The following is a 26,822-nucleotide window of genomic DNA, read 5'->3' on the forward strand; positions in this document are numbered from 1 at the left end:
TGCGACGTTCGGGTTTGCCGTGGACCGTGTTCCGGTATGGAGGGGGAGGGCCCCCGCCGGGAACCTCCGTGCGACGGCCCCCGTTCAACTGTCAGTCACAAGGGGGTGGGCGCATGTCCGGAGAGCTGGGCACTGCGGAGATCCACGCTGGTCAGGCCAACGGTACGGCTGTCGCCGAGGACCGGATCCCGCTCCAGCGGGTCCCGGCCGCCGCGCCGCCCGGGCCCGAGACGCCGCCCGGCTCCGGGCTGGACACCCGGACGCTGTCGCGCTCGCTGTTCCTGCGGCTGGCCGCCCTGGAACCGGGCAGCGCGGAGCACACGTACGTCCGCGACACCCTGATCGAGCTCAACCTGCCGCTGGTCCGGTACGCCTCGGCGCGCTTCCGCAGCCGCAACGAGCCGATGGAGGACATCGTCCAGGTCGGCACCATCGGCCTGATCAAGGCGATCGACCGGTTCGACCCCGAGCGCGGGGTGGAGTTCCCCACCTTCGCGATGCCCACCGTGGTGGGCGAGATCAAGCGCTTCTTCCGGGACACCAGCTGGTCGGTCCGGGTGCCCCGGCGGCTCCAGGAGCTGCGGCTGGCGCTCACCAAGGCCGGTGACGACCTGTCCCAGCGGCTGGACCGCTCCCCCACCGTCGCCGAGCTGGCCACCTGCCTGGGGGTCAGCGAGGAGGACGTGGTCGAGGGCCTCGCAGTGGGCAACGCGTACACCGCCAGCTCGCTCGACTCCAGCCCCAGCGAGGAGGACGGCGACGGACCGCTGGCCGAGCGGCTCGGCTACGAGGACCTCGCGCTGGAAGGCGTCGAGTACCGGGAGTCGCTGAAGCCGCTGCTGGCCAAGCTGCCGCCGCGCGAGCGCCGGATCATCATGCTGCGGTTCTTCGGCAACCTCACTCAGTCGCAGATCGGCGAGGAGATCGGCATCTCCCAGATGCACGTCTCCCGGCTGCTCACCAGGACGCTGACCCAGCTCCGTGAGGGCCTGATCAGCGAGGGCTGACAGGCCCAGGGAAGCCCTCCGTCGCCGTCCTGGCAGGCTGATGCGCAGCCTGCCAGGACGGCGCCGTCCATCACCCGGGCCGGCCACTGCGGCGGCGCGCTCGACGGTGCGCAGGTAGTCGGCGAGGACGGTTCCGCGGTCGGCGCCGGCGGCGTGCGCGCAGCGGGCCGAACTCGTCGGTAATGACATGGTTCAGGCCATCACTGCACAGGGCCGCGGCGCCCGCCCGTCGACCGTCCAATAGCCGCCGGGATCACGGTCGTCGAGCGCACCGCGCAGTCCGGGACTGCGCCCGACCAGCGCCGTTCGACCGGCTCCGGCGCCGCTTTCCGCCCGGCCCCGATTGCACCGGACTCGGTCCGCCGATCGGCCGCACGAGCACCTCCATTGCATATTCGGACTGTCACATGGCACAGCGGTGCCCGATATTGCATGAACCTGCCCAAGGCGTCGGCAAGATGTGCAAGAGTGTCATGCGCGACGACGACAGTGTAGGTGTCCGGTGGTCCGCCCAAGCCGCACGGGTGGTAACCAGGTGTAGCTCTCAGCTTCCGCTTTTTCATTCTCAATTCATTATTTGCATGGCCGGTCCGGTTCCGGTCACAATCGGCGCCTTCATGGCTTCGCCATGAACGTTGGTAACAGGTTCGCTGCACTCTCGCCCAATTGGTCCCTCGCAGAGGCCCCCCTCGACCAGGATGGGCGCCGGGCAGCCTGCTGCCCGCGAACAGCTACAGGGCAGGCGAGCGCTGAGCAGCGAGGCGCCTACCCAAGGGGAGGATCACCATGGGTCGAGCGACCCGAAGAGTTGCCGCGTGCGCGGCGGCAGTTCTGCTGGCCAGCGGCCTGCAGACCACCCTGGCCCACGGCGACACGCCGCCCAGGATCGACCTCACCATCCTGGTCATCGACGACGGAGGCCCGTCGGTCGCGGCGATCACCGCCGAACTCAAGAACCAGGGCACCCCGTACAAGGTCGTCAACCTCAACGACACCAACCGTCCCATCATCAACTCCGCTTTCCTCAGCGACACGGTGAACGGCCAGCCCCGCGGGAAGTACCAGGGCATCGTCCTTCCCAACGAAAACCCCTTCCCCAACAGTGCGGCCGAGATGACGGCCATCGCGGGCTACGAAGCCGCATTCGGAATCCGGCAGATCGACGCGTACACGTTCGCCAGTCCTGCGGTGGGGCTGAACTACGCGGTGAATCCCGGTTACTACGGCACGCTGGACGGATTCCAGGGAGCCACCACCACGGCCGGCACTTCGGGCCCGTTCGGGTACCTGAAGGGCAGCGTGCCGTTCGAGGACAACGATCCGACCGTCAGCGAGAGTTACGGTTACCTGGCCACGCCACTGGCCACCCTGCCGGCCGGCGCCTCGTTCGTCCCGCTGGTCGACGCCGCGATCCCGAGCACCACCTCGCGCGGTTCGCTGGTCGGCGAGTACACCCACGACGGCCGCAAGGAACTGGTCGTCACGTTCGTCTACAACCAGTACCAGCAGCAGTACCGCCTGCTGGCCCGCGGCATGGTCGACTGGATCACCCAGGGCGTCCACCTCGGCTACGACCGCAACTACTTCGCGGCCCACGTGGACGACGTCTTCCTGGCCGACGACCGCTGGGACACCGTGCTCAAGTGCACCCCCGGCGACGTCACCTGCCCGCCCGGCACCCCGGACACGGCCAACCCGATCCGGATGACGCCGGACGACGCCCAGCACCTCAAGCAGTGGCAGACCGCCAACAACTTCACCCTGGACATGGTGTTCAACGGTGGCGGCAGCGAGGACTGGAAGGCCGACCACCAGACCACGGTGGACCCCACGGCCAACCAGATGATCGCCGACCAGAACAGCTACCGCTGGGTCAACCACACCTACACCCACCCGTACCTGGGCTGCGTCCAGGACGTCACCGTGGTGCCGTGGCGCTGCACCAAGGACTCCTCGGGCAAGACCGTCTGGACCGACCAGAACACCATCTCGGGCCAGATCAAGGACAACTTCGACTGGGCCGCCAAGAACGGCCTGAAGGTCGACCCGCAGGCCCTGGTCACCGGCGAGCACTCCGGTCTGCTGACCGCCCCGCAGGAGACCAGCGACAACCCGAACCTGGCGCCGGCGCTGGCCGCCAACGGCATCAAGTTCACCGGCAGCGACGCCTCCCGCGAGCCCGCCCAGCGGACCGTCGGCTCGTCCACGCTGACCGTGCCGCGCTACCCGATGAACGTCTTCTACAACGCCGGCACGGCGAAGGAGGAGGCCGACGAGTACAACTGGATCTACACCAGCAAGGCCAACGGCGGCAGCGGCGTCTGTGAGAACAACGCCAACTCCACCTGCCTGACGCAGCCGCTGGACGTCAACACCGGATTCCAGTCGTACATCGTGCCGCTGGAGGCCCGGATCGACCTCGGGCACGTGCTGAGCAACGACCCGAGGCCGCACTTCATCCACCAGTCGAACCTGTCCGAGGACCGGATCCTCTACCCGGTGCTGGAGAAGATCCTCGGCACCTACCGGTCGCTGCACGCCGACAACACCCCGATCGTGAACCTCGGCGAGCGCGAGATCGGCCTGGAGTTCCAGCGCCGCGCCGCCTGGAACTCGGCCGTCTCGGCCGGCCAGGTCACCGGCTACCGGGTCGGCAACACCATCACGGTCAACGCTCCGGCCGGTGTTCAGGTCCAGGCCACCATGCCGACCGGAACTTCTCAGAAGCTGGTCATCGGATCGACCGCCTTCGGTTCGTCCTACGCCGGTACGCTCTCCGGTTGGGTGTCCCCGGGCACCCTGCAGAGCAGCGTCTCCCTGCAGCTCCCCTCGGCCGGCACCCCGGCCGCCCCGGCCGCCGTCGCCCCCGGCGTCGCGGCCAAGTCCGTCCCGGCCCCGGCCCCGGCGGACAAGAAGGTCGTCCCGCAGGGCGTCGCCACTCCCGTCCCGGTGGGCCCGAGCGACACCGGTCGTACCAGCGCCCCGACCCTGGTCCCCGGTAGCGGAACCCCGGTGCCCGGCAAGGGCGTCGCCACCGACGGCAACGGCGGCACCGCCGCTGCCGCCAAGAGCGGTAAGGCCACCGGGGGGGCGGCCTCGCTCGGCACCAGTACCACCGGACGCTCCGGCAACCGGTAGCCCGCAGCACCCGATGGCGGGGCCGGGCCGGTCGCCCGGTCCGGCCCTGCCTCGGGTCCCGTTCCGGCCACCCAGACCGGACACCGAAGCAAGGAACAGGAGGGGGGACAGGAGATGCGCGTCACCCTGCTCACCGAGGGGACGTATCCGCACCAGCACGGCGGTGTGAGTGTCTGGTGCGACCAGCTCGTTCAAGGCATGCCGGACGTCGACTTCGACGTCATCGCCGTCACTGGTACCGGCCAGGAACCGCTGGCCTGGGAACTGCCCGCCAACGTGCGGTCGGTCACGACCGCACCGCTGTGGGGCCCGGCCTCCGAGGCCGGACCGCCCCGCGGCAAGGAGATGCGGCGCTTCCTCAACGCGTACGAGCGCTTCCTCCACTCCATCCTCGATCCGGTCTACACCACCCACTTCGGCACCGAGCTGTACGGCTTCGCCGACCTCGCCCGGCGCGGGCTGCTCAGCCCGGCGCTGCGCAGCGAGCGCGCCCTGCGCACCCTCCAGCACGTCTGGACCCGGGACTACCTGCCCACCGCCGTCTCCCGGCCCACCATGCACGACGCCCTGAACGCCACCGACCTGCTGGAGCACGCCCTGCGGCCGCTCTCGGTCGAACCGCCCACCGGCGGCGTCGCGCACGCCGCCAGCGGCGGGCTGGCCACCCTGCCGGGGCTGATCGCCGCCCAGCAGTACGGCGTACCGTTTCTGCTCACCGAGCACGGCATCTACCTGCGCGAGCGCTACCTCGGCTACCGCACCGGCCCGTACCGCTGGCCGGTCAAGGCGCTGCTGCTCGGCTTCTACCGGATGCTGGCCGAGGAGAGCTACCGGCAGGCCGCGCTGGTCACCCCCGGCAACCGGTACAACCGGCGCTGGGAGGAGCGCGGCGGCACGCCGTCCGCCCACATCCGCACCGTCTACAACGGCGTGGACCCGGCGGCCTTCCCGCCCGCCGGGCCCGAACCCGAGACGCCGACCCTCAGCTGGGCCGGCCGGGTCGACCCGATCAAGGACCTGGAGACGCTGATCCGGGCCTTCGCCATCGTCCACCGTGAGATCCCCGAGGCGCGGCTGCGGCTCTTCGGCGGAACCCCCAAGGGCGGCGAGGCCTACCGGGACGGCTGCATAGCCCTGGCCGCCGAACTCGGCATCGCCGACTCGGTGGCCTTCGAGGGCCGCGTCGCCGACATCACCGACGCGTACGCGGCGGGCAACGTGGTCATGCTCTCCAGCATCAGCGAGGGCTTCCCGTTCACCCTGATCGAGGCGATGTCCTGCGGCCGCGCGACCGTCTCGACCGACGTCGGCGGCGTCCGCGAAGCCGTCGGCGACACCGGACTCGTCGTCCCTCCCCGCGAACCCGAACCGATGGCGGCCGCCGCGATCGAGCTGCTGCGCGACGCCGAACGGCGCGCCCGCCTGGGCGAACAGGCCCGGCTGCGGGTCATCGAACAGTTCACGCTCCGCCAGAACATCGACGGCTTCCGGGGCATCTACACCGAACTCCTCGGCACCGCCCGCTGGATGCCGGACGGCGTGGTGGCCGTCACCGACCAGACCCCCACCACCGACTGGGACCAGCAGCTCGCCGCCGCCCAGCCCCAGCACAGCGAGGTGGGCGCGTGAACGAGCGGAGCGAGAGAACCATCGACAGGTGCGTGTACCGCGAAGCGGCCGCCGAACGCAGCGAGGTGGCAGCATGAGTGGGCCCCTGCGGCTCGTGGAGGACGAGGGCGGCTCCGAGCGGACGATGCAGCTGCGCACCCTGCCGCTCAAGCGCCGCCGCCCCGCCCTGCCGACCCAGCCCGAGCCCGAGGAGCAGCTCGACCTCTCTGCGGACCCGCTGGACGAGCTCGCCGAGCGGCTGCACGACATCTGCGCCGATGCCGTCCACCCGTACGAGATCGCCGCGTTCCTGGAGTCCGACGGCCTTTCCGACGAGCAGGCTGCCCTGCTGTACGGCCGCCCCGACTCGTTCACCCTCGCCGAGGAGCTGTTCGAGAAGGTCGAGCGCCGCTATCCCGGCCCGAGCTCCGAGTTCGCCAACCCGTGGCGGGCCGACCCCTGGCGCTGCGTCGTGCGCGGCCTGGTGTTCGCCCTGCCCGGGCTCGGCTACCTGCTCGGCGCCAACCTGTTCGCGGCCACCCGGATGCGGTTCGGCCTGCCCTCCGGCATGCTCGCGCTGTCCGTCGCGACGCTGGTCAGCTGGGGCTTCAACCAGGCGCTGGCACACCGCTCGTACCGCTGGCTCGGCCGGCTGCGGCGCCGCGAGGCCGCGATCTGCCTGGCCCTCGGGGCGCCGCTGGGCGCACTGGTCGCGTCCGCCGCGGCGTACGTGGTCGGCGGGCCGCTGGGCGCGCTCTTCTTCGCCGCCGGGCAGTCGCTGTACCTGGGCGCGGCCACCGTCCTGCTGGTGCTGGGGCGGGAGAAGTTCCTGCTGCTGGCCCTGGTTCCGGCCTCGGTGGGCGCGGGCGTGGTGCTGGCCGCGGACGTCCCGCAGGTCGTGCGGACGGTCGTGCTGCTCGTCTCGCTGGTGCTGGCGGTCGGCCTGGCCGCCCGGGAGCTGCTGTTCTGCATCCGCGGCGGCGAGAAGGAGTCCGTCGAGCTGAAGCTGCCGATCCGCCAGGAGGTCCCGCACCTGCTGTTCGGCCTGGCCTGCGGCACCCTCACGCTGATCGCCGGCCTCGGCGAGACCATCCACCAGGCCGTGCAGACCGGCGCCGCGCACGGCGCGAAGGCCACCCCGACCGGACCGGCCATGATCGCGCTGACGCTCAGTCTCGGCCTCGCCGAGTGGCTGCTCTTCCGCTACCGGGCGATGGCCGTGGCCGCGCTGCGCACCAGTCACACCAGCGGGCAGTTCACCCGCCGCACCGGCGGGATCCTGCTCGGCTGCCTGTTCATCTACCTCACCACCGTGGCCGCGCTGGACGCCGCCACGACCGTGCTGTGGCCCGGCGCCCCCGCGCTCGGCGTGCCGCAGCTCGGCGCGATGCTGCTCCTCGGCGGCTCGCTCTGGCTGGCGCTGCTGCTGAACGCCTTCGGGTTCAGCTGGAGCACCGCCCTCATCTGTCTGGCCGCCGCGGGTGCCGAGAGCGCCGGGCTGCTGACCGGTGCGGATCCGATCGTCCTGCAGCTGATCGGCTGCGGGGCGGCCGCCTTGCTCCTCACCGCCATCGCCGGGCCTGCGCTCGGCCGCACCACCCAGCACCGCTGAACACCGAAATCACGCACGCCCAATTCGCGTGCACCGCTGGACCCGCTCCACCTGAACACGCTCCACAACGCGCTTCACCGCAACACGCTTCACCCGAACACGCTTCACGGCACAGCTGAACCACCACCGGCCGGTCGCCACCGGGAGTCCGGCCGTTCCCAAAATCGAGAGAGCGAATCACGCATGAGCAGCGTCGCGGTCACCGGAGCCGAGGGCTTCATCGGCTCCCACCTCGTCGAGTCCCTGGTTGCCGACGGGCACCAGGTCCGGGCCATGGTCCAGTACAACTCCTTCTCGTCCTTCGGCTGGCTGGAGACCCTGCCCAAGGAGGTGCTGGACTCGGTCGAGATCGTCCTCGGCGACGTCCGGGACCCGGGCTCGGTCAACGGCCTGGTCAAGGGCACCGAGGCGGTCTACCACCTGGCCGCCCTGATAGCGATCCCGTACTCCTACCGGGCCCCGCACTCGTACGTCGACACCAACGTCACCGGCACCCTGAACGTGCTGGAGGCGGTGCGCCACCAGGAGATCCCGCGCCTGGTGCACACCTCCACCAGCGAGACGTACGGCACCGCGCAGACCGTGCCGATCACCGAGGACCACCCGATCAACACCCAGTCCCCGTACGCCGCCTCCAAGGCCGGCGGGGACCGGCTGGCCGACAGCTACCACGCCAGCTTCGAGACCCCGGTCGTCACCCTGCGCCCGTTCAACACCTTCGGCCCGCGTCAGTCGATGCGCGCCGTCATCCCGACCGTGATCGCCCAGGTCGCCGCCGGCGAGACCGAGATCACCCTCGGCGACCTGCGCCCGACCCGCGACTTCATGTTCGTCAAGGACACCGCGCACGCGTTCCGCACGGTCGGCACCGCTCCCGCCGAGACCGTGGTCGGCAGGACCTTCAACGCCGGCACCGGCGGCGAGATCTCGGTCGGCGACCTGGTCTCCCTGGTCGGCAAGCTGATGGGCGTCGACCTCCTGGTGAAGGAGGACGAGCAGCGCATCCGCCCGGCCAACTCCGAGGTCATGCGCCTGGTCGCGGACGCCACCCGGCTGCGCGAGGCCACCGGCTGGGCCCCCCAGTTCACCCTGGAGCAGGGCCTGGAGCAGACCATCGAGTTCTTCCGCGACCCGGCCAACCTGGCCCGCTACAAGACCGACATCTACAACGTCTGACCGCCGTAGCGATCAATGCCCGTCCTGGTAACCAAGGTTCGTGTCCTGCACATCCTTTCCGTGGGGGAAACACCATGCATGCAGTGATCCTGGCCGGCGGTAAGGGCGTCCGCCTCCGCCCGTACACCACCGCGCTTCCCAAGCCGCTCGTCCCGATCGGCGACCAGCACGCGATCCTGGAGATCGTGATGCGCCAGCTCGCCGCCGCGGGCTTCAAGACCGTCACCCTGGCCATCGGCCACCTCGGCCACATCATCCGCGCGTACGTCGGCAACGGCTCCCAGTGGGGGCTGCGGGTCGGCTACGCCGTCGAGGACAGCCCGCTCGGCACCATGGGCCCGCTGCTCACCATGCAGGACCGCCTGCCGGAGCACTTCCTGGTGATGAACGGCGACATCCTCACCGACCTGGACTTCGCCGGGGTGCTCAAGCACCACGAGGCGTCCGGGGCGCCGCTCACCATCGCCACCTACGCCCGTCAGGTGAAGATCGACTTCGGTGTGCTGACCGCCGAGTCCGGCAGCATCACCGGCTTCCAGGAGAAGCCGAGCATCGACTACCGCGTCTCGATGGGCGTGTACGGCGTGTCCCGTTCGGCACTCGCCAAGTACACCCCCGGCCTGCCGCTGGGCTTCGACGAGCTGGTGCTGGACCTGCTCGCCGCCAAGACCCCGCCCGCCGCGTACGACTTCGGCGGCTACTGGCTGGACATCGGCCGCCCGGACGACTACGACCGGGCGAACGCCGAATTCTCGTCCATCCGACCGGTGCTGATGCCCTTCGAGTCGGCCGGCGCCGGCCAGGGCGCGGCGGAGCTGCCGATCCCGGCCGCCCGCACCGCCCCGGACGACACGGCCGAGGCTCCCGCCACCGCGGGCGCCCAGAGTGACGGACGGGCCGCGTGAGAATCCTGCTCCTCGGCGGCGACGGCTTCCTCGGCCGTCACGCCACCGCCGTCCTGCGGTCACTGCCCGGTGCCACCGTGCTGACCGCGGGCCGGCGGCCCGCCCACGACCTCCGGCTGGACCTGGCCACCGCCCAGGCCGGCCCGCTCGGCGAGGAACTCGCCGCGCTGGCACCCGACGTGGTGGTCAACTTCGCCGGCGCGGTGGCCGGCAGCGCGGTCAAGCTCGCCGAGGTGAACGCGCGCGGCCCGGCCGTGCTCTGCGAGGCGCTGCAGCTCGGCGCCCCGAAGACCCGGCTGGTGCACATCGGTTCGGCCGGCGAGTACGGCGTCTGTCCGGCAGGCAGTTCGCTGTCCGAGGACTCCGACGCCCGCCCGGTCGGCGTGTACGGCGCGACCAAGCTGGCCGGCTCCCTCGCGGTGGCGGGCTCGGCGCTGGACGCCGTGGTCCTGCGGGTGTTCAACCCGGTCGGCCCGGGGGCACCGGCGGGCTCGCTGCCCGGCCGGCTGGCCGCCGAGCTGCTCCGGGTGGCGCCAGAGGGCGCCGACGGCGTGATCACGGTCGGCGACCTCTCCGCCTACCGCGACTTCGTCGACGCCCGGGACATCGCCCGCGCGGTCGGCCTGGCCGCCGCCGCGGACCGTCCGCTCCCCCGGGTGCTCAACCTCGCCTCCGGGCAGGCCCGGCAGGTCCGGGCGATCGCGGACGGGCTGGTCACCGCGGCCGGCTTCACCGGCCGGATCGACGAGAGCGGGGCGGGCTCCGAGCGCTCGGCCGCGGTCTCCTGGCAGCAGGCCGACGTGTCGGCCGCCGCCCGGGAGCTCGACTGGCACCCGGAGACGGACCTCGCCGACACCCTGCGCGACCTGTGGCTCAGCACCGCCGAGCCCGCCTCCCCACCGGTCGTCGCATGACCGGCGGGATCATCCCCGACGGCCGCCTGCTGGTGCCGCTGTACGTCCACCCCGCGGTGGACCCGGCGGCCTGGCAGGCGGTCGCCGCCGCCGACCCGGGCCGGATCGCCGCCGTCGTGCTCAACCTCGCCGACGGGCCGGGCGAGAACCCGGACAACGTCTTCGCCGAGGCCGCCGACCGACTCCGCGCGGCCGGAGTGCCGTTGGTCGGCTACACCGACACCGACTACGGCCGCCGACCGCACGCGGCGGTGGTCGCCGACATCCTGACCTACCGTCAACGCCACGACATCACCGGCGTCTACCTCGACCAGGTGGCCACCCACCCGGGCGCCCTCGCGCACTACCGGCGGCTGGCCACGGCCGCGCGCGCGGCCGGCTGCGGCACCGTGGTCTTCGGCCACGGCGAGCACCCCGACCCGGGGTACGCCGAAGTCGGCCTGGCCGACCTGCTGGTCACCTTCGAGGGCGACTGGGACACGTACCGCGCGATGACGCTCCCGCTGTGGACCGGCCGCCACGCGGCCTCCCGCTTCTGCCACCTGGTGTACGACGTCCCCGCCGAACACGCCGAGGACGCCACCGCGCTGATCGCCGCCCGCCGGGCCGGCGTCGGCTGCGCCGTACCGGGCGCCGGGGAGAACCCCTGGCGCACCCTGCCCTACGGCCTGACCGCTGCTGAACTGACCTGACCCGATCCGGAGTTCGACTACCGTGAACCGCCGTACCCGGCTCCTGCCGGCCGCCATCACCATCGCCGCCGCCCTGCTGGCGACCTCGTGCAGCAGCTCAGGCTCGGACGACGACGGCTCCTCGGCCGACGGCTCCCCGAGCAGCCCGCCCGCGGCCACCGCCCCGACCACCCCGGACGGCAGCGCAACCCCGGGCACCCCGTCGGACGCCGGCACCACACCCCCGGCCCCCGGCACGCCCAGCGCCCCCGGCTCGCCCACCGCGCCCGCCGCCACCACGCCCCCGGGCGCCACCACCGCCCCGGGCACCCCCGGGACCCCGGGCGGAACTCCCGGCGGCACCACCGCCCCGCAGCCGGCCGGCGCCCGCTGGCAGCCCACCCCGGGCCTCGCCTGGCAGTGGCAGCTCGGCGGCACCGTCGACCAGTCCGTGGACGTCCCGGTCTACGACATCGACGGCTTCGAGAACGACGCCTCGGTGGTGGCCGCGCTGCACGCCAAGGGCCGCAAGGTGATCTGCTACATCAACGCCGGCTCCTGGGAGAACTTCCGCCCCGACTCCGCGGCCTTCGCCAAGTCCTTGCAGGGCTCCGACACCGGCTGGAAGGGCGAGAAGTGGTTCGACATCCGCAAGCTCGACCAGCTCAAGCCGCTGATGGCGGCCCGCTTCGACATGTGCAAGAGCAAGGGCTTCGACGCCATCGAGCCGGACACCATCGAGGCCTACAACCAGAACAGCGGTTTCCCGCTCACTCCTGACGACCAGATCAAGTACAACCGCATGCTGGCCCAGCTCGCCCACGAACGCGGCCTGGCCATCGGCCTGAAGAACGACCTCGACCAGATCCCGGCGCTGCTGCCGGACTTCGACTTCGCGGTCAACGAGGAGTGCTCGCAGTTCGACGAGTGCGACCGGGTCGCGCCGTTCGTCAAGGCGGGCAAGGCGGTCTTCCACGTCGAGTACAAGCTCGGCACGGACCAGTTCTGCGCCAAGGCCAAGTCGCTCGGCTTCAGTTCGATGCAGAAGAAGCTCGACCTGGACGCCTGGCGCAAGCCCTGCTGAGCACCGGCGCACCGGTCCTCGGCGCACCGGTTTCCGTCGCGCGGGTGACCCTCGTCCGGGTCACCCGCGCGAGGATCACTTGACCGCCAGCCAGATGACGCCGCCCAACACGGCCAGCACGATGACGGCGACCAGCGCGATCACGCCGGTGCGGCCACCACCACCGCTGTTGCTGCGGCCGTAGGTGGAGACGGTGCCCGGCGCCTGCGGGGCCGCCGGGGTCTCGTCGACGAACGCCCGGAACATCTGGGTGCTGCCGGCGGGGTCGTAGTCGTTGTCAGCCATGGCACGGACTCTAACGAATCCGCCCACCTCACGGACACCCCGGACCCCTCCTGCGCGACCCCCACCACCCGGTCGCGCAACGGCGGTACGACATCCTCGTGAAGTCCGCCCGACACGCGGAATGCCGCCCAGTGCGATCCGGTTGAATCCGACCATGACCGGAAACCACAGCGACGCCCCGGGCCGGGTCCGCCTCGGCGCCTCCGACCTGTCCGTCTTCCCGCTCTCCCTCGGCGGCAACGTCTTCGGCTGGACGGCCGACGAGCAGCAGTCCTTCGCCGTCCTGGACGCCTACGCCGCGGCCGGCGGCAACTTCGTCGACACCGCCGACGTCTACTCGGCCTGGGCCCCGGGCAACACCGGCGGCGAGTCCGAGACCGTCCTCGGCAACTGGCTGCGCAGCCGCGGCAACCGCGACGACGTCGTGATCGCCACCAAGGTCGGCATGCACCCCGAGGCCGGCGGTCTGGGCGCGGCCAACATCAAGGCCGCGGCCGAGGGTTCGCTGCGCCGCCTGGGCGTCGAGCGGATCGACCTGTACTACACCCACCGGGACGACGACACCCCGGTCGAGGAGTTCGTCACCGCACTGGACGAGCTGGTCCGCGAGGGCAAGGTCGCCGCGGTCGGCGCCTCCAACATCGGCGCCGAGCGGCTGTCCGAGGCGCTGGCCTTCGCCGACCGCGAGGGCCTGGCCAAGTACGTCGCCGTCCAGCCGCACTACAACCTGGTCTCGCGCGGCACCTTCGAGGGCCCGCTGGCCGACGTGGTCGCCGAGCACGGCCTCGCCACCGTCCCGTACTACGCGCTCGCCTCCGGGTTCCTCACCGGCAAGTACCGCCCCGGCGGCCCAGGCGTCGACAGCGCCCGCTCCGAGGGCGCCGCCCGCTACCTGGACGACCCGCGCGGCCCGAAGGTGCTGGCAGCCCTGGACACCGTCGCCGGGGAGCAGGGCGTCGCCCTCGCCACGGTCGCCCTCTCCTGGCTGGCCGGGCGGCCGACGGTCGCCGCCCCCATCGCCAGCGCCCGCACCGTCGAGCAGCTCCCGCCCCTGCTGGCAGCCACCACGCTCCGGCTCACCCCCGAACAGACCGCCCTCCTCGACGCCGCCTCCGCCTGACCCCGCCCCACCCGCAGGCTGCGAACCCGCCCCCACCCGGGCCCGTTCGCAGCCTGCGCCCGTTCCCGGCGAACCCCGCCCGGTTGGGAACGCCGTCCGCAGTGACGGACTTGGTCCACGAACGACCTGACGCGGAGCGGGACTTCAACGCCGAATCCACCACGGCGGCGGCATCGCCGCGAATCCCGCCCGGGACGGGCTCTTCGACGACGAGGACCGGAAGAAGTACGCGCGCCCGGCCCTCGATTCCGCAGACAATCCGGGCCCGGGCGGTAACACCCGCAGGATGACCCTCGGCCCCCGCCGATCTGAGGGCCCGCGCCGGCACCGTCGACGAAATCCGGGCGACTTTCCGGGCGGTCGGCGAATCGGCCCGGAAAAGGACGGCCAACGCGCTTGGCGCACCGGCCCATTGACGGATCGGGCCCGAACTGCGCACCCGATGCATCCGCGGGGACGACCAGGTGGCCACGGTCGCGCTTCGGGCCCCCGACAGCGGCGTGCTGTCGGGGGCCCGGTGCGCCCCGGCGCTACGGCCGCCCGAAGTGGGTCGGGTAGTAGCCCGAGTTGAGAGTGGAGACCCGGACCGTCTTGCCGGGCCGGGGCGCCTCGACGAACTTGCCGCCGCCCAGGTAGATCCCCACGTGGTGGATCCCGGAGGCCCGGCCGCTGTCCGACCAGAACACCAGGTCGCCGCGGCGCAGCTGCCCCGCGCTGATCGGCGTGGTGGCCGCGTACTGGTCGTCGGCCACCCGCGGCAGGCTGATCCCGCTGCGCCGGTAGGCCTGCTGGACGAGCCCCGAGCAGTCGTAGCCTGACGGGCCGTTGCCGCCCCAGACGTACGGCTTGCCCAGCTGGGCGAGCGCGTAGTCGATGGCCGCCTCCATGCTGCCGGAGGCCGGTGCCTGGTCCGCCGACGGCGTGGCCGCGGGCCGGGCGGGAGCGGGATCAGCGCCGCCGCCGGACTGGCCGGTGCGGCTCGCGTAGACGTCGTAGTGGCTGGTCCACCGCCACTCGCCGCTGCCGTTCTTGAACCAGTACTTCGACCCGTCCCAGCCCTGGCGCAGTCCGGAGGAGGAAGCGGAGGAGGCCGAACCGTTGGACACGGCGGCCGCCTTGCCACTGGCACCGCTGGAGCCGCCCGAGCCGCCGGACTGGCCGGTGCGGCCCGCGTAGACGTCGTAGTGGCTGGTCCACCGCCACTCGCCGGCGCCGTTCTTGAACCAGTACTTCGACCCGTCCCAGCCCTGCTTCCCGGCCGCGGCGTGCGCGGACCCGGCACCGGCCGTCAGGCCGACCACGCCGGCGCCCGCCAGCACGGTGGTGGCCAGGCAGGTACTTCGCACGGCGCGGTGTATTCGGCTGCCGCCTGTCCCCGCCGCGGGGCGGGCGGTGCGCGGCCGGGCCGCGCAGTTCGGGCAGCCGCACCCCGCGATCGCGGGGATGCTGCCGGTGCTCTCCTCGAAGCCGATCAGGCCCCGGTCGAGGGCGGCGTCGAAATCGGCGTCGAGGTCGAGACCGGGATCGGTGTACGCGCCGGTGGCTATCCTCATGCGGGTCGTCCTTCCTTGCGCCCGGCCCGTGCGGCCGGGGGCGGTACCGAGGCGGCCACTCCGGCCGGGGCGACGAAGGCGACCAGCAGTTGCTCCATCAGCGCGCTGCGGGCGGCCTCGTCCAGTTCGTGGGCGGTGGCGCGCTCCAGCCGCCGGACGGCGAGCGCCGCCGCCTCGACCGCGTCGTCCACCAGCACCGTCCGCAGGCCCGCGTCCAGGTCGGCCAGCCGGCGGCGGCGCATCGACTCGGCGACCTCGGGCGCGTAGTCCAGCGCCAGCGGCTGCGCCGAGTAGACCTCCAGGCCCGCCGGGGCGACCTCGGCGGCCAGTGCTCTGGTCAGCTCGTCGGCGAACCACTGCCCGTCACGCAGCGCGGGCCCGGGCGCCGCGTTGCTGTCGCACGGCAGGATGGACGCGGTGCGGGTGAGTACCGCCTGGACCTGCTCGCGCAGGTAGCTCTCGTGGTCCTCGATCGCCAGCAGCGCCCGCGCGGTGTCCTTGACCCGCCAGACGATCAGCAGCCGGACGACGATCGGCGTGCCGGTCCGGTCGACCGCCTTGACCGGCTCGCTGCGCCAGTGCCGCAGCCGCACGTCCACCCGGCGCCGGCGCAGCAGCGGGTTGACCCAGACCAGGCCGGTACGGCGGACGGTGCCCCGGTAGCGGCCCCAGCGGGTCAGCACCCGGGTCTCGCCGCCCGCGTTGGCCAGCAGCCCGGCGAGCGCGAACACCACGAGCAGGCCGACCGCGCTGACCGCGGCGACCGACTTTGCGTCCACCTCGGCCTGGCCGCTCGCCTGCGCGGCGGCGCTGCGCAGGTCGGGCAGCGCGTCCCAGTACGGGATGACGCCGTCGCGCAGCAGCATCAGCAGCACGCCGGCCACGCCGACCAGCACCACCAGCAGGGCGATCCAGCCGGGCAGGGCGGTGGCGCCGTGCTCGCGGACCGCCTGGTCGGCGCGCGGGGGCCGGCGGGAGGTGGCGGCCGCGGGGGCGCCGACCTGGATGGCTTCCGGGATCTCGGCGGTCTCCGGGGCGGCCGCCTCCAGCGGATCGCGCAGGTCGGCGGAGGCGCCGGAGGCCGGGCCGGGGACGACGACCAGCGGAGTGGTCGCGGGGCCGCCGTCGACCGGGCCGAGCGGCTTGGCCGTCTTGGCGGCCGTGACGGTGGCTGTGGCTGTGGCTGTGGCTGTGGCCAGCGGGCTGGCGCCGGAGGCGGAACGTTCCGGCAAGGCCGGTGGGAGCGCCTTGGGCAGGTGGTCGGGTCGCTGCGAAGAATCGCGGGTGACGTCCATGCACGGATCCTCGGGGTCGGTGTGTCGCGCAACGGGCGGCCCGGATCTGACGGGCAGTGCCAAGATCAGGCTAAGTTCATACGTCATCAAATGCGACATTTGAGGTGAGGTGTGTCGACATTTGCTGACGAATCGTCCGAAGCCGACCTGACGCGCAGGCACATGAATGGATGGTCGGGATGGTTCAGCGCAGGTCAGCGCCGCCGGACACCGCCATCACGGGCGAACACCCGGCGGGTGATCAGCCCGATGGCGGCGAGCACCAGCAGGCCAGCGGCGACCCCACCGCGCCAACCGCTCGCGGTGGACCGAGCGGCCGCCGCCTGCGAGGCCTCCGCGGCCGCCCCCACGGGCGACGCACTGGGCGGCGCCGGCAGCTGCCCGGCACTCTCCCCGGCGGACCCGAGCGGTTCGGCCGCCACCGGCGTCGATGACGGTGATGATGACGGTGACGGTGACGGTGACGGAGGCGCTGACGGAGGCGCTGACAGGGGCGGTGGCAGTGACGGCGACGGTGACGACGCCACGACGCCGACGGCCGCCCGGGACGGACTGGCACCCAGGGACGGAACGGTACGGAGCGTCGGAGGGACGGAACCGGCGGAGGTGGTGGTGACGGTCGGGACCGTCGGGACGGTCGGGGTGACGGAAGCAGCGGACGGCCCGGCCGCCGCCGGAACGGCAATCGGCAGCACGCCCACCGGCACCGGCGCGAGCACGGACGCATCGGGCGCCGCCCCCACAACCGGGCTCGGCGACGAGGTGACCGGGATCGAAGGCGTGGACGGAGACGGGGACGGGGACGTGGCCGTGGGCGACATCGCGGGACGGGACGGTACGGAGGAGGCCACCGGCGCGGAAGCACCGGCCGAGGGCAGCACCGGCACCGCCACGCTCGGACTCGGCCCGATCGGCACCGAAGCCGACGCCGACGGGCTCGGCACGGTCGCCACGGTCGGCACCGAGGCCGCAGGGCTGGGCCGCACGGGAACCGACGCCCCCGAACCCGGCACCGCGGAAGTCGACGCCGAAGCCGACGCCGACGGGCTCGGCGCCGACGCGACGCGCACCGGCACCGCGTCCGCCGCCGCCCCGTTCCCCGCCAGGTCGGTCGCCGTGACGACCAGCCACTGCTGCCCGTCCGTCAGGTCCCGGTTGGCGGTGCAGGTCCAGCTGCCGTCGAGGGCCGCCGTCGCCCCGCACAGCACCGTCCGCTCGCCCGAGACCGAACCCGAGGCCGAACCCGAGGCCGAAGCCGGCCCCGAGGCCGCCGAGCCGCCCGCCCGCGCCGTGACCAGCACCTTCGAACCCGGCTCGGCCCGCCCGGTGAACGTCGGCCGGCTGACCCGCAGGGTCTCCCCGGCGGCCGGCGAGCCGAGCACCGGCTTGTCCGGCGGGACGGTGTCGACGACCAGCGCGACCGCCTGCCCGGCCGTCCGGTTCCCGGCCGTGTCGACCGCGACGGGGGTGAGCAGGTGGCGCCCGTCCACCAGGTTCTCGACCGGCAGGCAGGACCACTGGCCGTCCGCCCGGACGGCGCTGCGGCACAGTTCGGCGGCCTGGTCGGTGACCGCGACGGTGCTGCCCGCCTCGCCGGTACCGGTGAGCTGGATCCCCGGGTCGTTGGTGTACTCCGGGAGGGTGAGGACGGGCGCGGCGGGCGGCGCCGTCTTCACGGTGACCCGGACGGCCTCGCCGCGCAGCACCACACCACCGCTGGTGATCTCGACCGGGGTGAGGGAGTGCGGGCCCGCGGTGAGCGCTTCACCGGGCCGGCAGGACCAGTCGCCGCCGCGCTCGACCCGGGCCCGGCAGGCCGTGGCGTCGCCGTCCCGGATCTCCACCGAGGCACCGGCGACCGCTCCGTCGCCGTGGACCCGCGGACGGGCTTCGGCGAGGACGGCGCCGTCGACGGGTTCGGCGATCTCGGGCCGGGCGGCGCCGACGGTCAATTTGATCCGCTGGTCGGTGACCTGCCCGGAGTCGGCGAAGCCGCCGGAGGGGACGAGTTGGCTGGCGTCGCGGGCGATCCGCAGCCGGGCCCAGGTGTCGCCGGAGCCGGCGCCGGTCGGGACGGTCCATTCCAGGGTCGCGGTGTCGGCGCCGGCCGGGATCTCGGTCTGCACCCGCTCGGCGGGGTCGAAGCGCCCGCTGTGGTCGAAGTCGATCCAGCCGGCCAGGGTCGCGGGCTGGTCGCCGACCGCCACCGGGACGGTGAGCCGGTAGTAGCGGCCGATCGCGGCCTCGGTGGGGAAGCCGATCGACGGGTCGGCGCCCTGGTACTCGCCGCGGCCGGGCTGGAGCTTGGGGGGCGGCGGGCTGGCGAAGACGCTGCGCCGGCCGGCCCCGTGGTCGAGCTGGACCAGCGGCTCGCCGGTCGGCCCGGCCGTGCCCCGGTCGTCGGCGGACCGGGGGCGGGTGCGGTGCGCAGCGTTGGCGGCGTCCGCGCCGAGGAACAGGTCGGAGAGCACGTGCGAGGCGTTGCCGTAGTTCTGCGGGGCGGTGCCGAGGTCCTCGTCGACGGTGACGGTGTAGGCCTGGCGCAGGACGGGCGGGGCGGTGGTGCTGCCGGCCCGGGCGGTGGAGCGCTGCTCGATCCGGAAGACCGCGGTGCGCAGGGTGCCGACGAGTTCCAGGGTGCCCTCGGAGGCGGAGCCGGCCGCGCCGTCGGAGCTGCCGTCGGCTCCGACGGGCGCGAGGGCGTTGGCGTCGACCGTCCAGCCGGGCCAGTCGGTGCGGTTGACCAGGGTGGGGGCGGCGGGTGAGCCGCCGGTGAGGGTCAGCCGGGCCGCGGTGCTGGTGGTGCCCGACTTCCCGGTGGCGAGCGCGACCAATCCGCTGAGGTGCAGCCGGGGGTTGCGGACCGGTCGGGAGAAGGCGAGCCGGAGCGTTCCGACGGTGCGCCAGGATCCGTCCGTCTGCGGGCGGTTCTCGGTGACGCTGAAGGTCTGCGCGGGGTTTCCGGGGCGCATTCCGTCCGTGTACGGCCCGGCCGCACGCCCCCCGCCGGAGCGGTCGGCCAGTTCGCCGGCCGCGGCGGCCACCTCGGTGCCCGGGGTGGCGGCGAATTCGAGCTGGACGGAGAGGCCGGAGGGCAGGACCGCCCGGTGTTCCCCCGACCAGGCGTCAGGGGACTGCTGGGCCACTGAGAGTGGGGCGTTCCAGCCGGTCAGCAGCCCGGCCACGAGGACGGTCAGGGCGACGGCCGTGCGGGGAAACTGTCGGCCCATCCGGCTCTCCTTCGCGGTCGGCTGCCGGGGTGCCGGGCAGCCTGGGCACAAGATCTGACAAAAAGGAATCACGATCCTGAACCGGTCATACTGCGACACCTGGGCTTATAGCCGGGTCCCACCCGTTTGGCGGTCATCCGAGCGACAGGACGGGATATACCCGAAACAGATGTATTTCATCCATTAGGCCCGCAATCCAGAACGGACCAGGCACCCGGCGCCCTGTCCGGGCCCGGAAACGGGAGAAGCCCCCGGCCGGTGGCCGGGGGCTTCTCGCTGGTGCGCTCAGCAGGATTCGAACCTGCAACCTCTTGATCCGTAGTCAAGTGCTCTATCCGTTGAGCTATGAGCGCAAGGAACGGGCGAACCCGATCTTGCGGAGATTGGTGCGCTCAGCAGGATTCGAACCTGCAACCTCTTGATCCGTAGTCAAGTGCTCTATCCGTTGAGCTATGAGCGCTCGCCCTGATGAACGGTGCCAGCGGGGCGTTGCGGGGACAACATTACATGACCTGCGACGCGGGACGAAATCGATTGCTCCCTCCCTCCGGGCCGACCCCCTGGAGGCCGCCCGGGCCCCCGACGGCCCCGGCCCGCGGGGCAGGTCGGAGAGGTGGGCGGCGGGGTGGGTCCGGAACCTCCCCGGGGACGGGGAAAGCCCCGCCGACAAGATCGTCGACGGGGCTTTCCGGCTGCGGAGGCTGAGGGATTTGAACCCTCGATCAGGAATAACCCCGAAACCGCATTAGCAGTGCGGCGCCATAGACCGGACTAGGCGAAGCCTCCTCCACAGGGACCACGTCCGCGTGAGCGGACCCGTTCCGTGTGCCTGAGATGATGCCACAACCGTGGGGCTCGGCACCAACCACCGCCCACGTTACTAGGCGGGTCGACCCCGCCGCAAAGAAGAATGAGATACTGCCGTCTCCGGAGGAGCTGCCCTGAGCCGAGGAGACCTGTCGACGTGAGCAGCAGGCCGATCCGAGGCGCTGCTCGCCTCGCCGCCATACTCGACGCCCTGCCCGACGCGTTGTTGCTGGTGAACAGCAACGGCACCGTCGTGGACGCCAACAGCGCAGCCGTCCAGGCGCTCCAGACGCCCGGCACCTCGCTGGTCGGCATGGGCGTGCTGGACCTCCTGCCCGAGTTCGACCCCAGTCGGATCCCCGGCTCGATGCGCCCGGCCGCCCGCGACGGCGACGAGCCCGACCGCCCGGTCCGGATGACCGCCCGGCGCACCGACGGCACCAGCTTCCCGGTCGAGGTCTCCGGCAACGACTTCCCCGACGACGGCACCGGCGAGGGCCGCGGCTACGGACTCACCTCGTACGACTCGTACCGCGAGCGCTCCCGCCCGTCCTCCGCGAGCGACCTGCTCCTGCTCCTGGTCCGCGACCTCTCCAGCCGGCTCGGCGTCGAGGCCGAGCTGCGCCGCCAGCACAAGCAGACCGAGATGATCCTGCGCGCCGCCGCCGAGGGCGTGCTCGGCGTCGACCTCGAAGGCCGCTGCGTGCTGGTCAACCCGGCCGCCGCGCACATCCTGGAGTACCGGGCGAGCGAGCTGGGCGGGCGCGAACTGCACCCGCTGATCCAGCACTCCCGGGCCGACGGCACGCCGCTGGCGCTGGAGGAGTCCGCGCTGCTGGACACCCTGACCTCCGGGCGCAAGCACCGGGTGCGCGGCACCGTGCTGTGGCGCAAGGACGGCCGCCCGGTCACCGTCGACCTCACCACCGCGCCGGTGCGGGACGGCGACCAGCTGGTCGGCGCGGTGATGACCTTCACCGACCGCAGCCGCGAACTCGCCCTGGTCGCCCGCAACGAACACCTCACCGCCGTCCTGGAGAGCGAACTCGGCGGCGCGCTGAGCGCGCTGAACCAGCGGCTGGACGCGCTCGCCGCCGACCCGGCCGGGCAGCTGTGGCCGGAGGCCAACTGGACGTTGCGCCGGCTCGCCGACGAGTGCCGCCGGTTCAGCCGGCTGATCGACGGCGTGCTCGCGCACCAGCGCTCCGAGGCCGGCGAGACCGGCGAGACCGCCCCGGCGGACGGCCCGGACGCGAAGGACGGCAAGGACGGCAAGGACCGCCGCAAGCCGACCGAGCGGCGGGTGCCGGTCGCCCTGGACAAGGTGGTCCGACGGGCCGTCGAGGCGGCCGGCGAGCTGGTCGGCCCGGGCCGGGTGCGGTTCTCGGTGCACGCCGCCGCCGTCGAGGTGATCGCCGACGAGCGCCGGCTCGCCCAGGCGCTGGCCCACCTGGTCGCCGACGTCAGCGGCATCGGCCTCGCCCTGGACGCCCCGACCGCCCCCTCCCCCGGCCTGGCCGCCCCCGGCGCGCCCGCCGCGCTGCCCTCCGGCGGCGAGCCGCCGACCGTCGTCCTGGCCGCCGCCCAGCGCGGCGAGGTCGCCCGGGTCGAGATCCGCGGGCCCGGCCTCGGCGGCAGCCCCGTCCACCTGCCGATAGCCCGCGCGGTGGTCGAGCGCCACGGTGGCGTGCTCCAGCCGCACGAGCTGCCCGGCAAGGCCGGCACCACGTACGTCGTCGAGCTGCCGTTGGACCCGGCCGCCGCGAAGGCCGCCGCCGAGCGCGCGGCCGCCGAGGGCCGCTCCGACCGGCCCAAGGAGGGCGACAGCGCCGTCCTGCCCGACCTGCCGGGCATCCCGCAGCTGCCCAGCAGCGACGGGGCCGCCGAGCCGGTCGCCGACGGCGGCGAGCAGCCCGACCGCGAGACCCCGGCCGCGGAGGCGGAGGCGGAGGCGGAGCAGCCCGCCGAGGAACCCGCCGCCGAGCGGCGCGGCCGCCGGGGCCGCCCCGCCGCCGAGGAACCGGCGCCGCCGGCCCGGACCGCCCCCAGCGCCCCCGCCGACCAGTGGCCGAACGCCCCCGCCCGGATCGAGCGGGCCGTCCCCGAACAGTGGAACGGCACCGGCAACGACCCCGCGTACGGCCGCCAGGGCCTGGCCGGTCCGGACGGCGCGCAGCGTGACCCCTGGGGCAAGGACGACGGCCGCTCCGGCCCCGCCTACGCCGTCCCCGTCGAGGGCGAGCGCCCGCAGCAGCACCGGACCGGCGGGCGCGAACCGCTCGCGCTCGGCCCCGGTGCCGCCCCCGCCGACGGCACCCCGGCGGGCGGCACGCCCGCCGCGGAAGGCGGCCCGGCCGCCGACGGCGCCGAGGCCAAGCCCCGCCGGCGCCGCGCCCTGCCCTCCACCGAGGACTCCTCCGGTGGCTTCGCCCTCCCCGGCGCCGCCGACACCCCGGTGTACCCCGGCCTGGAGCACGCCCTGCCGACCGGCCCGGCGCCCGCGCAGCCCGAGCCCGCCGCCCCACCGACCGGCCGCCGACGCCGGCTGGCCGTGCCGCCCGGCCCCGGCCAGGAGGTCCCGGCCGCGCCGTCCGACCAGGCCCCGCAGGAGGACCGGCCCGCGCCCGGCGGCCCCGCCGCGCTACCGGCCGCCCGCCCGGCGCTGCCCGCCGCCGAGGACCCGTCCGGCCCGCGCCCGGTCGGCACCGGCCTCGCCGAACTCGCGCCGCCGCGCCCGCTCGGCGGTTCGCCGACCCCCGCCGCCGGACCGCAGCCGCCCGTCCCGGCCGAGGCCAGGACCGCCCCGCGCCCGATGGCCGAACTGCCCGCCGCCGCCGGCGACCGGACCGAGGAGCAGCCGCCGGCCATGGCCGGCCCGAACGGCTCGACCGGCGAGGGCGGCAGCGCCCGTCGGCTGCTGGTCTGGCCCGAGCCCGATCCGGCCACCCGGCAGGCCCTCCAGGAACGCGGCTACCGCCCGGTGATCGTCCGCTCCCGCGAGGAGGTGGACGCCCAGGTCGCCGGCTTCCCCGCGGCGCTCTTCGTCGACCCGCTGACCAGCCCGATCACCCGCACCGCGTTGCAGTCGCTGCGCACCGCCGCGCTCAACAGCCGCGTCCCGGTGCTGGTCACCGCCGGTCTCGGCCAGGCCACCCGGGACGCCGCGTACGGCGCCGACCCGGCCGTGCTGCTGCGCGCCCTCGCGCCGCGCGACGGCGAGCACCACGCCCCGCGCGTCCTGCTGGTCGAGGGCGACCCGGACATCGCCGCCGCCATGATCAGCAGCCTGGAGCGGCGCGGCATGCACGTCGAGCACGCGGTGGACGAGAACGACGCCGTCGCCCGGGCCAGCAGCGTGCAGCCCAACCTGGTGGTGATGGACCTGCTCCAGATCCGCCGCCGCCGGGTCGGCCTGCTGGACTGGCTGCGCGCCAACGACCGGCTGCACCGCACCCCGCTGGTGGTCTACACCTCGGTGGACCTCGACCCGCGCGAACTGCCCCGGCTGCGCACCGGCGAGACGGTGCTGTTCCTCTCCGAGCGCTCGACCAGCGCCGACGTCCAGTCCCGGATCGTCGACCTGCTCGGGCGGATCGGCGCGATGGGCGAGGCGGGCGTCGCCGCGGCGGGCTGACCGCGCCCTGACGCCGAGGGCCCGGCGAGATCCACACGGCACGCGCCGAGGGCCGACCACCCCGCTGGAACGGGGGTGGCCGGCCCTCGGCGGTCGGGCGGGCGGCTACTCCTTGCCGAGCACCGTCACGTCCAGTTCGTCCGCCGCGTAGCTGGCGCGGATCACCTTCTTGTCGAACTTGCCGACCGAGGTCTTCGGCACCGACTCGACGATCGACCAGCGCTCCGGCAGCTGCCAGGAGGCGATCCGTCCGGCCAGGAAGGCCCGCAGCTCGCTCAGCCCGGCCGTGGCACCCGGGCGCAGCACGACCGTGGCCAGCGGGCGCTCGCCCCACTTCTCGTCCGGGACGGCGACCACGGCGGCCTCGGCCACCTCGGGGTGGGCCATCAACTGGTTCTCCAGTTCGACCGAGGAGATCCACTCGCCGCCGGACTTGATCACGTCCTTGGCCCGGTCGGTGAGGGTCAGGTAGCCGTCGGCGGTGATGGTGCCGACGTCGCCGGTGCGCAGCCAGCCGTCCTCGGAGAACTTGTCGTCCGGCCGGAGCGGGTCCTGCCCGGCACCGCCGTAGTAGGCCCCGGCGATCCACGGGCCGCGCACCTCCAGCTCGCCCGCCGCGACGCCGTCGTGCGGCATCCGCTCACCGGACGGGCCGACCAGCCGGGCCTCGACGGAGGCCGGGAAGATGCCCTGGGTGACCCGGTAGGGCCACTCCTCCTCCGGGGTGAGGCCGCCGGGCGGCTGGGCGAAGGAGCCGAGCGGCGAGGTCTCGGTCATGCCCCAGGCGTGCAGCACGCGGATGCCGTGGCGCTCCTCGAAGCCCTTCATCAGCGAGGGCGGGCAGGCGCTGCCGCCGATGACCACCATGCGCAGGCTGGAGGTGTCGTAGTCGCCCGCGTCGAGCTCGTCCAGCAGGCCGCTCCAGATGGTCGGGACGGCGGCGCCGACGGTGGGCCGGACGGCGGCGATCATCTCGGCCATCGGCTTGGGCTGGAGGAAACGATCCGGCATGAGCAGGTTGGCGCCGGACATGAAGGCGGCGTGCGGGATGCCCCAGGCGTTCACGTGGAACATCGGGACCACCGGGAGCGCGGTGTCGCGCGGGGTGAAGGCGAAGTTGTCGCCGGTGTTGACCTGGAGGCAGTGCAGGTACACCGAGCGGTGGCTGTAGAGCACGCCCTTCGGGTCCCCGGTGGTGCCGGAGGTGTAGCAGAGCACGGCGGCCTCGCGCTCGTCGAGGTCGCCGCGCCACGGGTAGGCGGTGGGCCGGCCCGCGATCAGTTCCTCGTAGTCGTGCACGGTGCCCGGGAAGCCGGCCAGCAGCGAGCGGTCGCCGGGGCCGTTCACCACGATGTGCCGGAGCGTCGGTGCGAGGTCCGGCAGGACGGCGGCGAGCAGCGGGAGCACGCTGCCGTCCACGATCACCGCGTGGTCGGCGGCGTGGTTGACGATGAACGACAGCTGGTGGGCGGGCAGCCGCAGGTTGAGCGTGTGCAGCACGGACCCCATCGCGGGGACGGCGAGGTAGGCCTCCAGGTGGACGGCGTTGTTCCACATCAGGGTCGCGACCCGGTCGTCCCCGGTCACGCCCAGTTCGTCGCGGAGCGCGTGGGCGAGCTGCGCGGCCCGCGCCCCCACCTCGGCGTACGTCCGCACGACCGGCCCGGTGCCGTCCCAGGTGGTGACGGTGGACCGGCCGTGGATGGTGGACCCGTGCTCCAGAATCCGGGCGACGGTGAGCGGGACGTCCTGCATCGTGCTGAACACGGGTCCTCCTTGACCTGGCGGCACTGGCGGCTGCGCCTGCGGCACCTACCGGGCGGTAATGCGCGCGGACGTGCCCGATTGTGCCGCCCCGCCCCGCCCGCTGTCAGTATCCCGGCCCCGTTGCCCGCATCACGGACCGGCGACGCGTCAGCCCGCGGTCGGGCCGTCGACGTGGTTGCGGTCGATCGTGAGGGCGGCGCCGCCGTAGGTCTCCTCGACGTTGCCGCGGTACTGGTGGACGCGCTGGTGGTAGCCCCAGAGGTCGGAGCCGAGGGCGCCGGAGTCGGAGGTGTCGGCCCGGTCGTCCCAGCGGGCGTACCAGAGGGCGTCGGGCAGCGGGAAGCTGCCGGCCCGGGCGGCGGCGGCCAGGTCGGCGATGCCGGAGTCGAGGCTGGAGTAGAAGCCGGAGCGGTAGCCGGCGGCGTGCAGGGCCTGGGTCCAGCCGACGGCGAAGTCGACCACCGCCTGGCCGCAGGCGGGGTCGCGCATCGGGTAGGCCTCGATGTCGAGGTAGACCGGGCCGCCCTTGCCGAATCCGAGCGAGCCCATCGCGTGGACGGCTTCGGTGGCCTCGTCCCGGCCCTGCTCGACCGCGTGGGCGGGGTCGATCCGGCGCGGCTTGTTGCCGAGTTCGCTGCACGGCGCCTGGAGCCCGACGTGGGCCGGCAGGAAGCGCCAGCCCAGTGCGCGGGCCTGGCGCACCCACTCGGCGGTGAGCCGGGGCTGGCCGCAGCCGCGCTGGGCGCCGCTGACGTAGATGCCGAGCGCGCCGTACGGGGAGGCCCCGTGCCAGGCCCGCAGGGTGTCGAGGGGCGGCGCGGTGCAGGCGTCGAAGGCGGGACCGGTGAAGTCGTCGTGGATCCTGGGCGGGCCGAACCGGTCGGGCAGGGTGAGGGCCCGGATGCGAGGGAGGGCGGCGGCCCCGGCGCTCACGCCCGTCCCGTCGGTGGCCAGCAGGAGCACGAGGGAGGCGGCGAGCAGGGCCACGGGGCGGAGATAGCGCACCCGCCCTTGCT

At 73.5% G+C, this 26,822-nt stretch carries 16 protein-coding genes, 3 tRNA genes and 1 pseudogene; 11 read left to right on the forward strand and 9 right to left on the reverse strand.

The features are described 5' to 3' along the window. Window positions 1-113 precede the first annotated feature (113 nt). The 9 genes and pseudogenes from ACIO9K_RS04835 to ACIO9K_RS04875 all read left to right on the forward strand — a co-directional run bounded on the left by ACIO9K_RS04835 (window position 114) and on the right by ACIO9K_RS04875 (window position 12,115). Window positions 114-1,007, forward strand: coding sequence for an RNA polymerase sigma factor SigF (locus ACIO9K_RS04835; RefSeq protein WP_350876421.1), 894 nt, complete (start codon window positions 114-116; stop codon window positions 1,005-1,007). 786 nt (window positions 1,008-1,793) lie between these two features. Further along, window positions 1,794-4,145 carry a hypothetical protein gene (locus ACIO9K_RS04840; RefSeq protein WP_363619497.1) on the forward strand — a complete coding sequence of 784 codons (2,352 nt, stop codon included), beginning with the start codon at window positions 1,794-1,796 and terminating at the stop codon, window positions 4,143-4,145. 114 nt (window positions 4,146-4,259) lie between these two features. Beyond that, entirely contained in the window at window positions 4,260-5,774 is a 1,515-nt protein-coding gene (gene pelF / locus ACIO9K_RS04845; RefSeq protein ID WP_350876425.1) for a GT4 family glycosyltransferase PelF, read from the forward strand. Window positions 5,775-5,847: 73 nt separating this feature from the next. Continuing rightward, window positions 5,848-7,365 carry a hypothetical protein gene (locus tag ACIO9K_RS04850; RefSeq protein WP_400327124.1) on the forward strand — a complete coding sequence of 506 codons (1,518 nt, stop codon included), beginning with the start codon at window positions 5,848-5,850 and terminating at the stop codon, window positions 7,363-7,365. A gap of 183 nt (window positions 7,366-7,548) precedes the next feature. Continuing rightward, window positions 7,549-8,541 (forward strand): SDR family NAD(P)-dependent oxidoreductase, encoded by a 993-nt coding sequence (locus ACIO9K_RS04855; RefSeq protein ID WP_363619493.1) that lies wholly within the window; start codon window positions 7,549-7,551, stop codon window positions 8,539-8,541. Window positions 8,542-8,615: 74 nt separating this feature from the next. Further along, a pseudogene (locus tag ACIO9K_RS04860) lies at window positions 8,616-9,317 on the forward strand (NDP-sugar synthase); the annotation flags it as partial. 125 nt (window positions 9,318-9,442) lie between these two features. Continuing rightward, window positions 9,443-10,360 (forward strand): NAD(P)-dependent oxidoreductase, encoded by a 918-nt coding sequence (locus ACIO9K_RS04865; protein WP_363619492.1) that lies wholly within the window; start codon window positions 9,443-9,445, stop codon window positions 10,358-10,360. Next, window positions 10,357-11,052 carry a spherulation-specific family 4 protein gene (locus tag ACIO9K_RS04870; RefSeq protein WP_363579765.1) on the forward strand — a complete coding sequence of 232 codons (696 nt, stop codon included), beginning with the start codon at window positions 10,357-10,359 and terminating at the stop codon, window positions 11,050-11,052. Before ACIO9K_RS04865 ends, ACIO9K_RS04870 begins: the two co-directional genes overlap by 4 nt. A gap of 22 nt (window positions 11,053-11,074) precedes the next feature. Further along, window positions 11,075-12,115, forward strand: coding sequence for an endo alpha-1,4 polygalactosaminidase (locus ACIO9K_RS04875; protein ID WP_363579766.1), 1,041 nt, complete (start codon window positions 11,075-11,077; stop codon window positions 12,113-12,115). A gap of 75 nt (window positions 12,116-12,190) precedes the next feature. Here the strand turns inward: ACIO9K_RS04875 and ACIO9K_RS04880 are convergent, their stop codons facing one another. Beyond that, the gene (locus ACIO9K_RS04880) at window positions 12,191-12,400 is read right to left on the reverse strand and encodes a hypothetical protein (protein WP_350876437.1); all 210 of its coding nucleotides are present in this window, start codon (window positions 12,398-12,400) and stop codon (window positions 12,191-12,193) included. Window positions 12,401-12,554: 154 nt separating this feature from the next. Here ACIO9K_RS04880 and ACIO9K_RS04885 point away from each other — a divergent pair, with 154 nt between their 5' ends. Next, window positions 12,555-13,520, forward strand: a complete 966-nt coding sequence (locus ACIO9K_RS04885) for an aldo/keto reductase (protein WP_363619491.1) — start codon at window positions 12,555-12,557, stop codon at window positions 13,518-13,520. Window positions 13,521-14,050: 530 nt separating this feature from the next. On the opposite strand, the gene ACIO9K_RS04890 is transcribed toward ACIO9K_RS04885, so the two are convergent. From ACIO9K_RS04890 to ACIO9K_RS04915, 6 genes are all read right to left on the reverse strand, one after another. Next, complete coding sequence (locus ACIO9K_RS04890) at window positions 14,051-15,073, reverse strand: C40 family peptidase (protein ID WP_400327128.1); 1,023 nt, start codon at window positions 15,071-15,073, stop codon at window positions 14,051-14,053. Next, window positions 15,070-16,368: an SPFH domain-containing protein gene (locus tag ACIO9K_RS04895; protein WP_400327130.1), complete on the reverse strand. Its 1,299-nt coding sequence runs from the start codon at window positions 16,366-16,368 to the stop codon at window positions 15,070-15,072. Before ACIO9K_RS04895 ends, ACIO9K_RS04890 begins: the two co-directional genes overlap by 4 nt. 194 nt (window positions 16,369-16,562) lie before the next feature. Further along, window positions 16,563-19,598 (reverse strand): Ig-like domain-containing protein, encoded by a 3,036-nt coding sequence (locus tag ACIO9K_RS04900; RefSeq protein ID WP_400327132.1) that lies wholly within the window; start codon window positions 19,596-19,598, stop codon window positions 16,563-16,565. Window positions 19,599-19,875: 277 nt separating this feature from the next. Continuing rightward, a tRNA-Arg gene (locus ACIO9K_RS04905) sits at window positions 19,876-19,951 on the reverse strand. Between the two features lie 31 nt (window positions 19,952-19,982). Beyond that, a tRNA-Arg gene (locus tag ACIO9K_RS04910) sits at window positions 19,983-20,058 on the reverse strand. 235 nt (window positions 20,059-20,293) lie between these two features. Then, window positions 20,294-20,384 (reverse strand) — tRNA-Ser (locus ACIO9K_RS04915). 178 nt (window positions 20,385-20,562) lie between these two features. On the opposite strand from ACIO9K_RS04915, the gene ACIO9K_RS04920 reads away from it, so the two are divergent. Beyond that, on the forward strand, window positions 20,563-24,039 hold the full coding sequence (locus ACIO9K_RS04920) for a PAS domain-containing protein (protein WP_400327134.1): 3,477 nt from the start codon (window positions 20,563-20,565) through the stop codon (window positions 24,037-24,039). A gap of 105 nt (window positions 24,040-24,144) precedes the next feature. Here the strand turns inward: ACIO9K_RS04920 and ACIO9K_RS04925 are convergent, their stop codons facing one another. Both ACIO9K_RS04925 and ACIO9K_RS04930 read right to left on the reverse strand, forming a co-directional pair. Next, entirely contained in the window at window positions 24,145-25,806 is a 1,662-nt protein-coding gene (locus tag ACIO9K_RS04925) for a long-chain fatty acid--CoA ligase (protein ID WP_400327136.1), read from the reverse strand. A gap of 147 nt (window positions 25,807-25,953) precedes the next feature. Then, a complete protein-coding gene (locus tag ACIO9K_RS04930) occupies window positions 25,954-26,811 on the reverse strand; it encodes a glycoside hydrolase domain-containing protein (RefSeq protein ID WP_400327138.1) in 858 nt (285 codons plus the stop codon). Between the last annotated feature and the right edge of the window lie 11 nt (window positions 26,812-26,822).

The organism is Kitasatospora sp. NPDC087271, assembly GCF_044744605.1.
In the GTDB taxonomy this organism is placed as follows: domain Bacteria; phylum Actinomycetota; class Actinomycetes; order Streptomycetales; family Streptomycetaceae; genus Kitasatospora.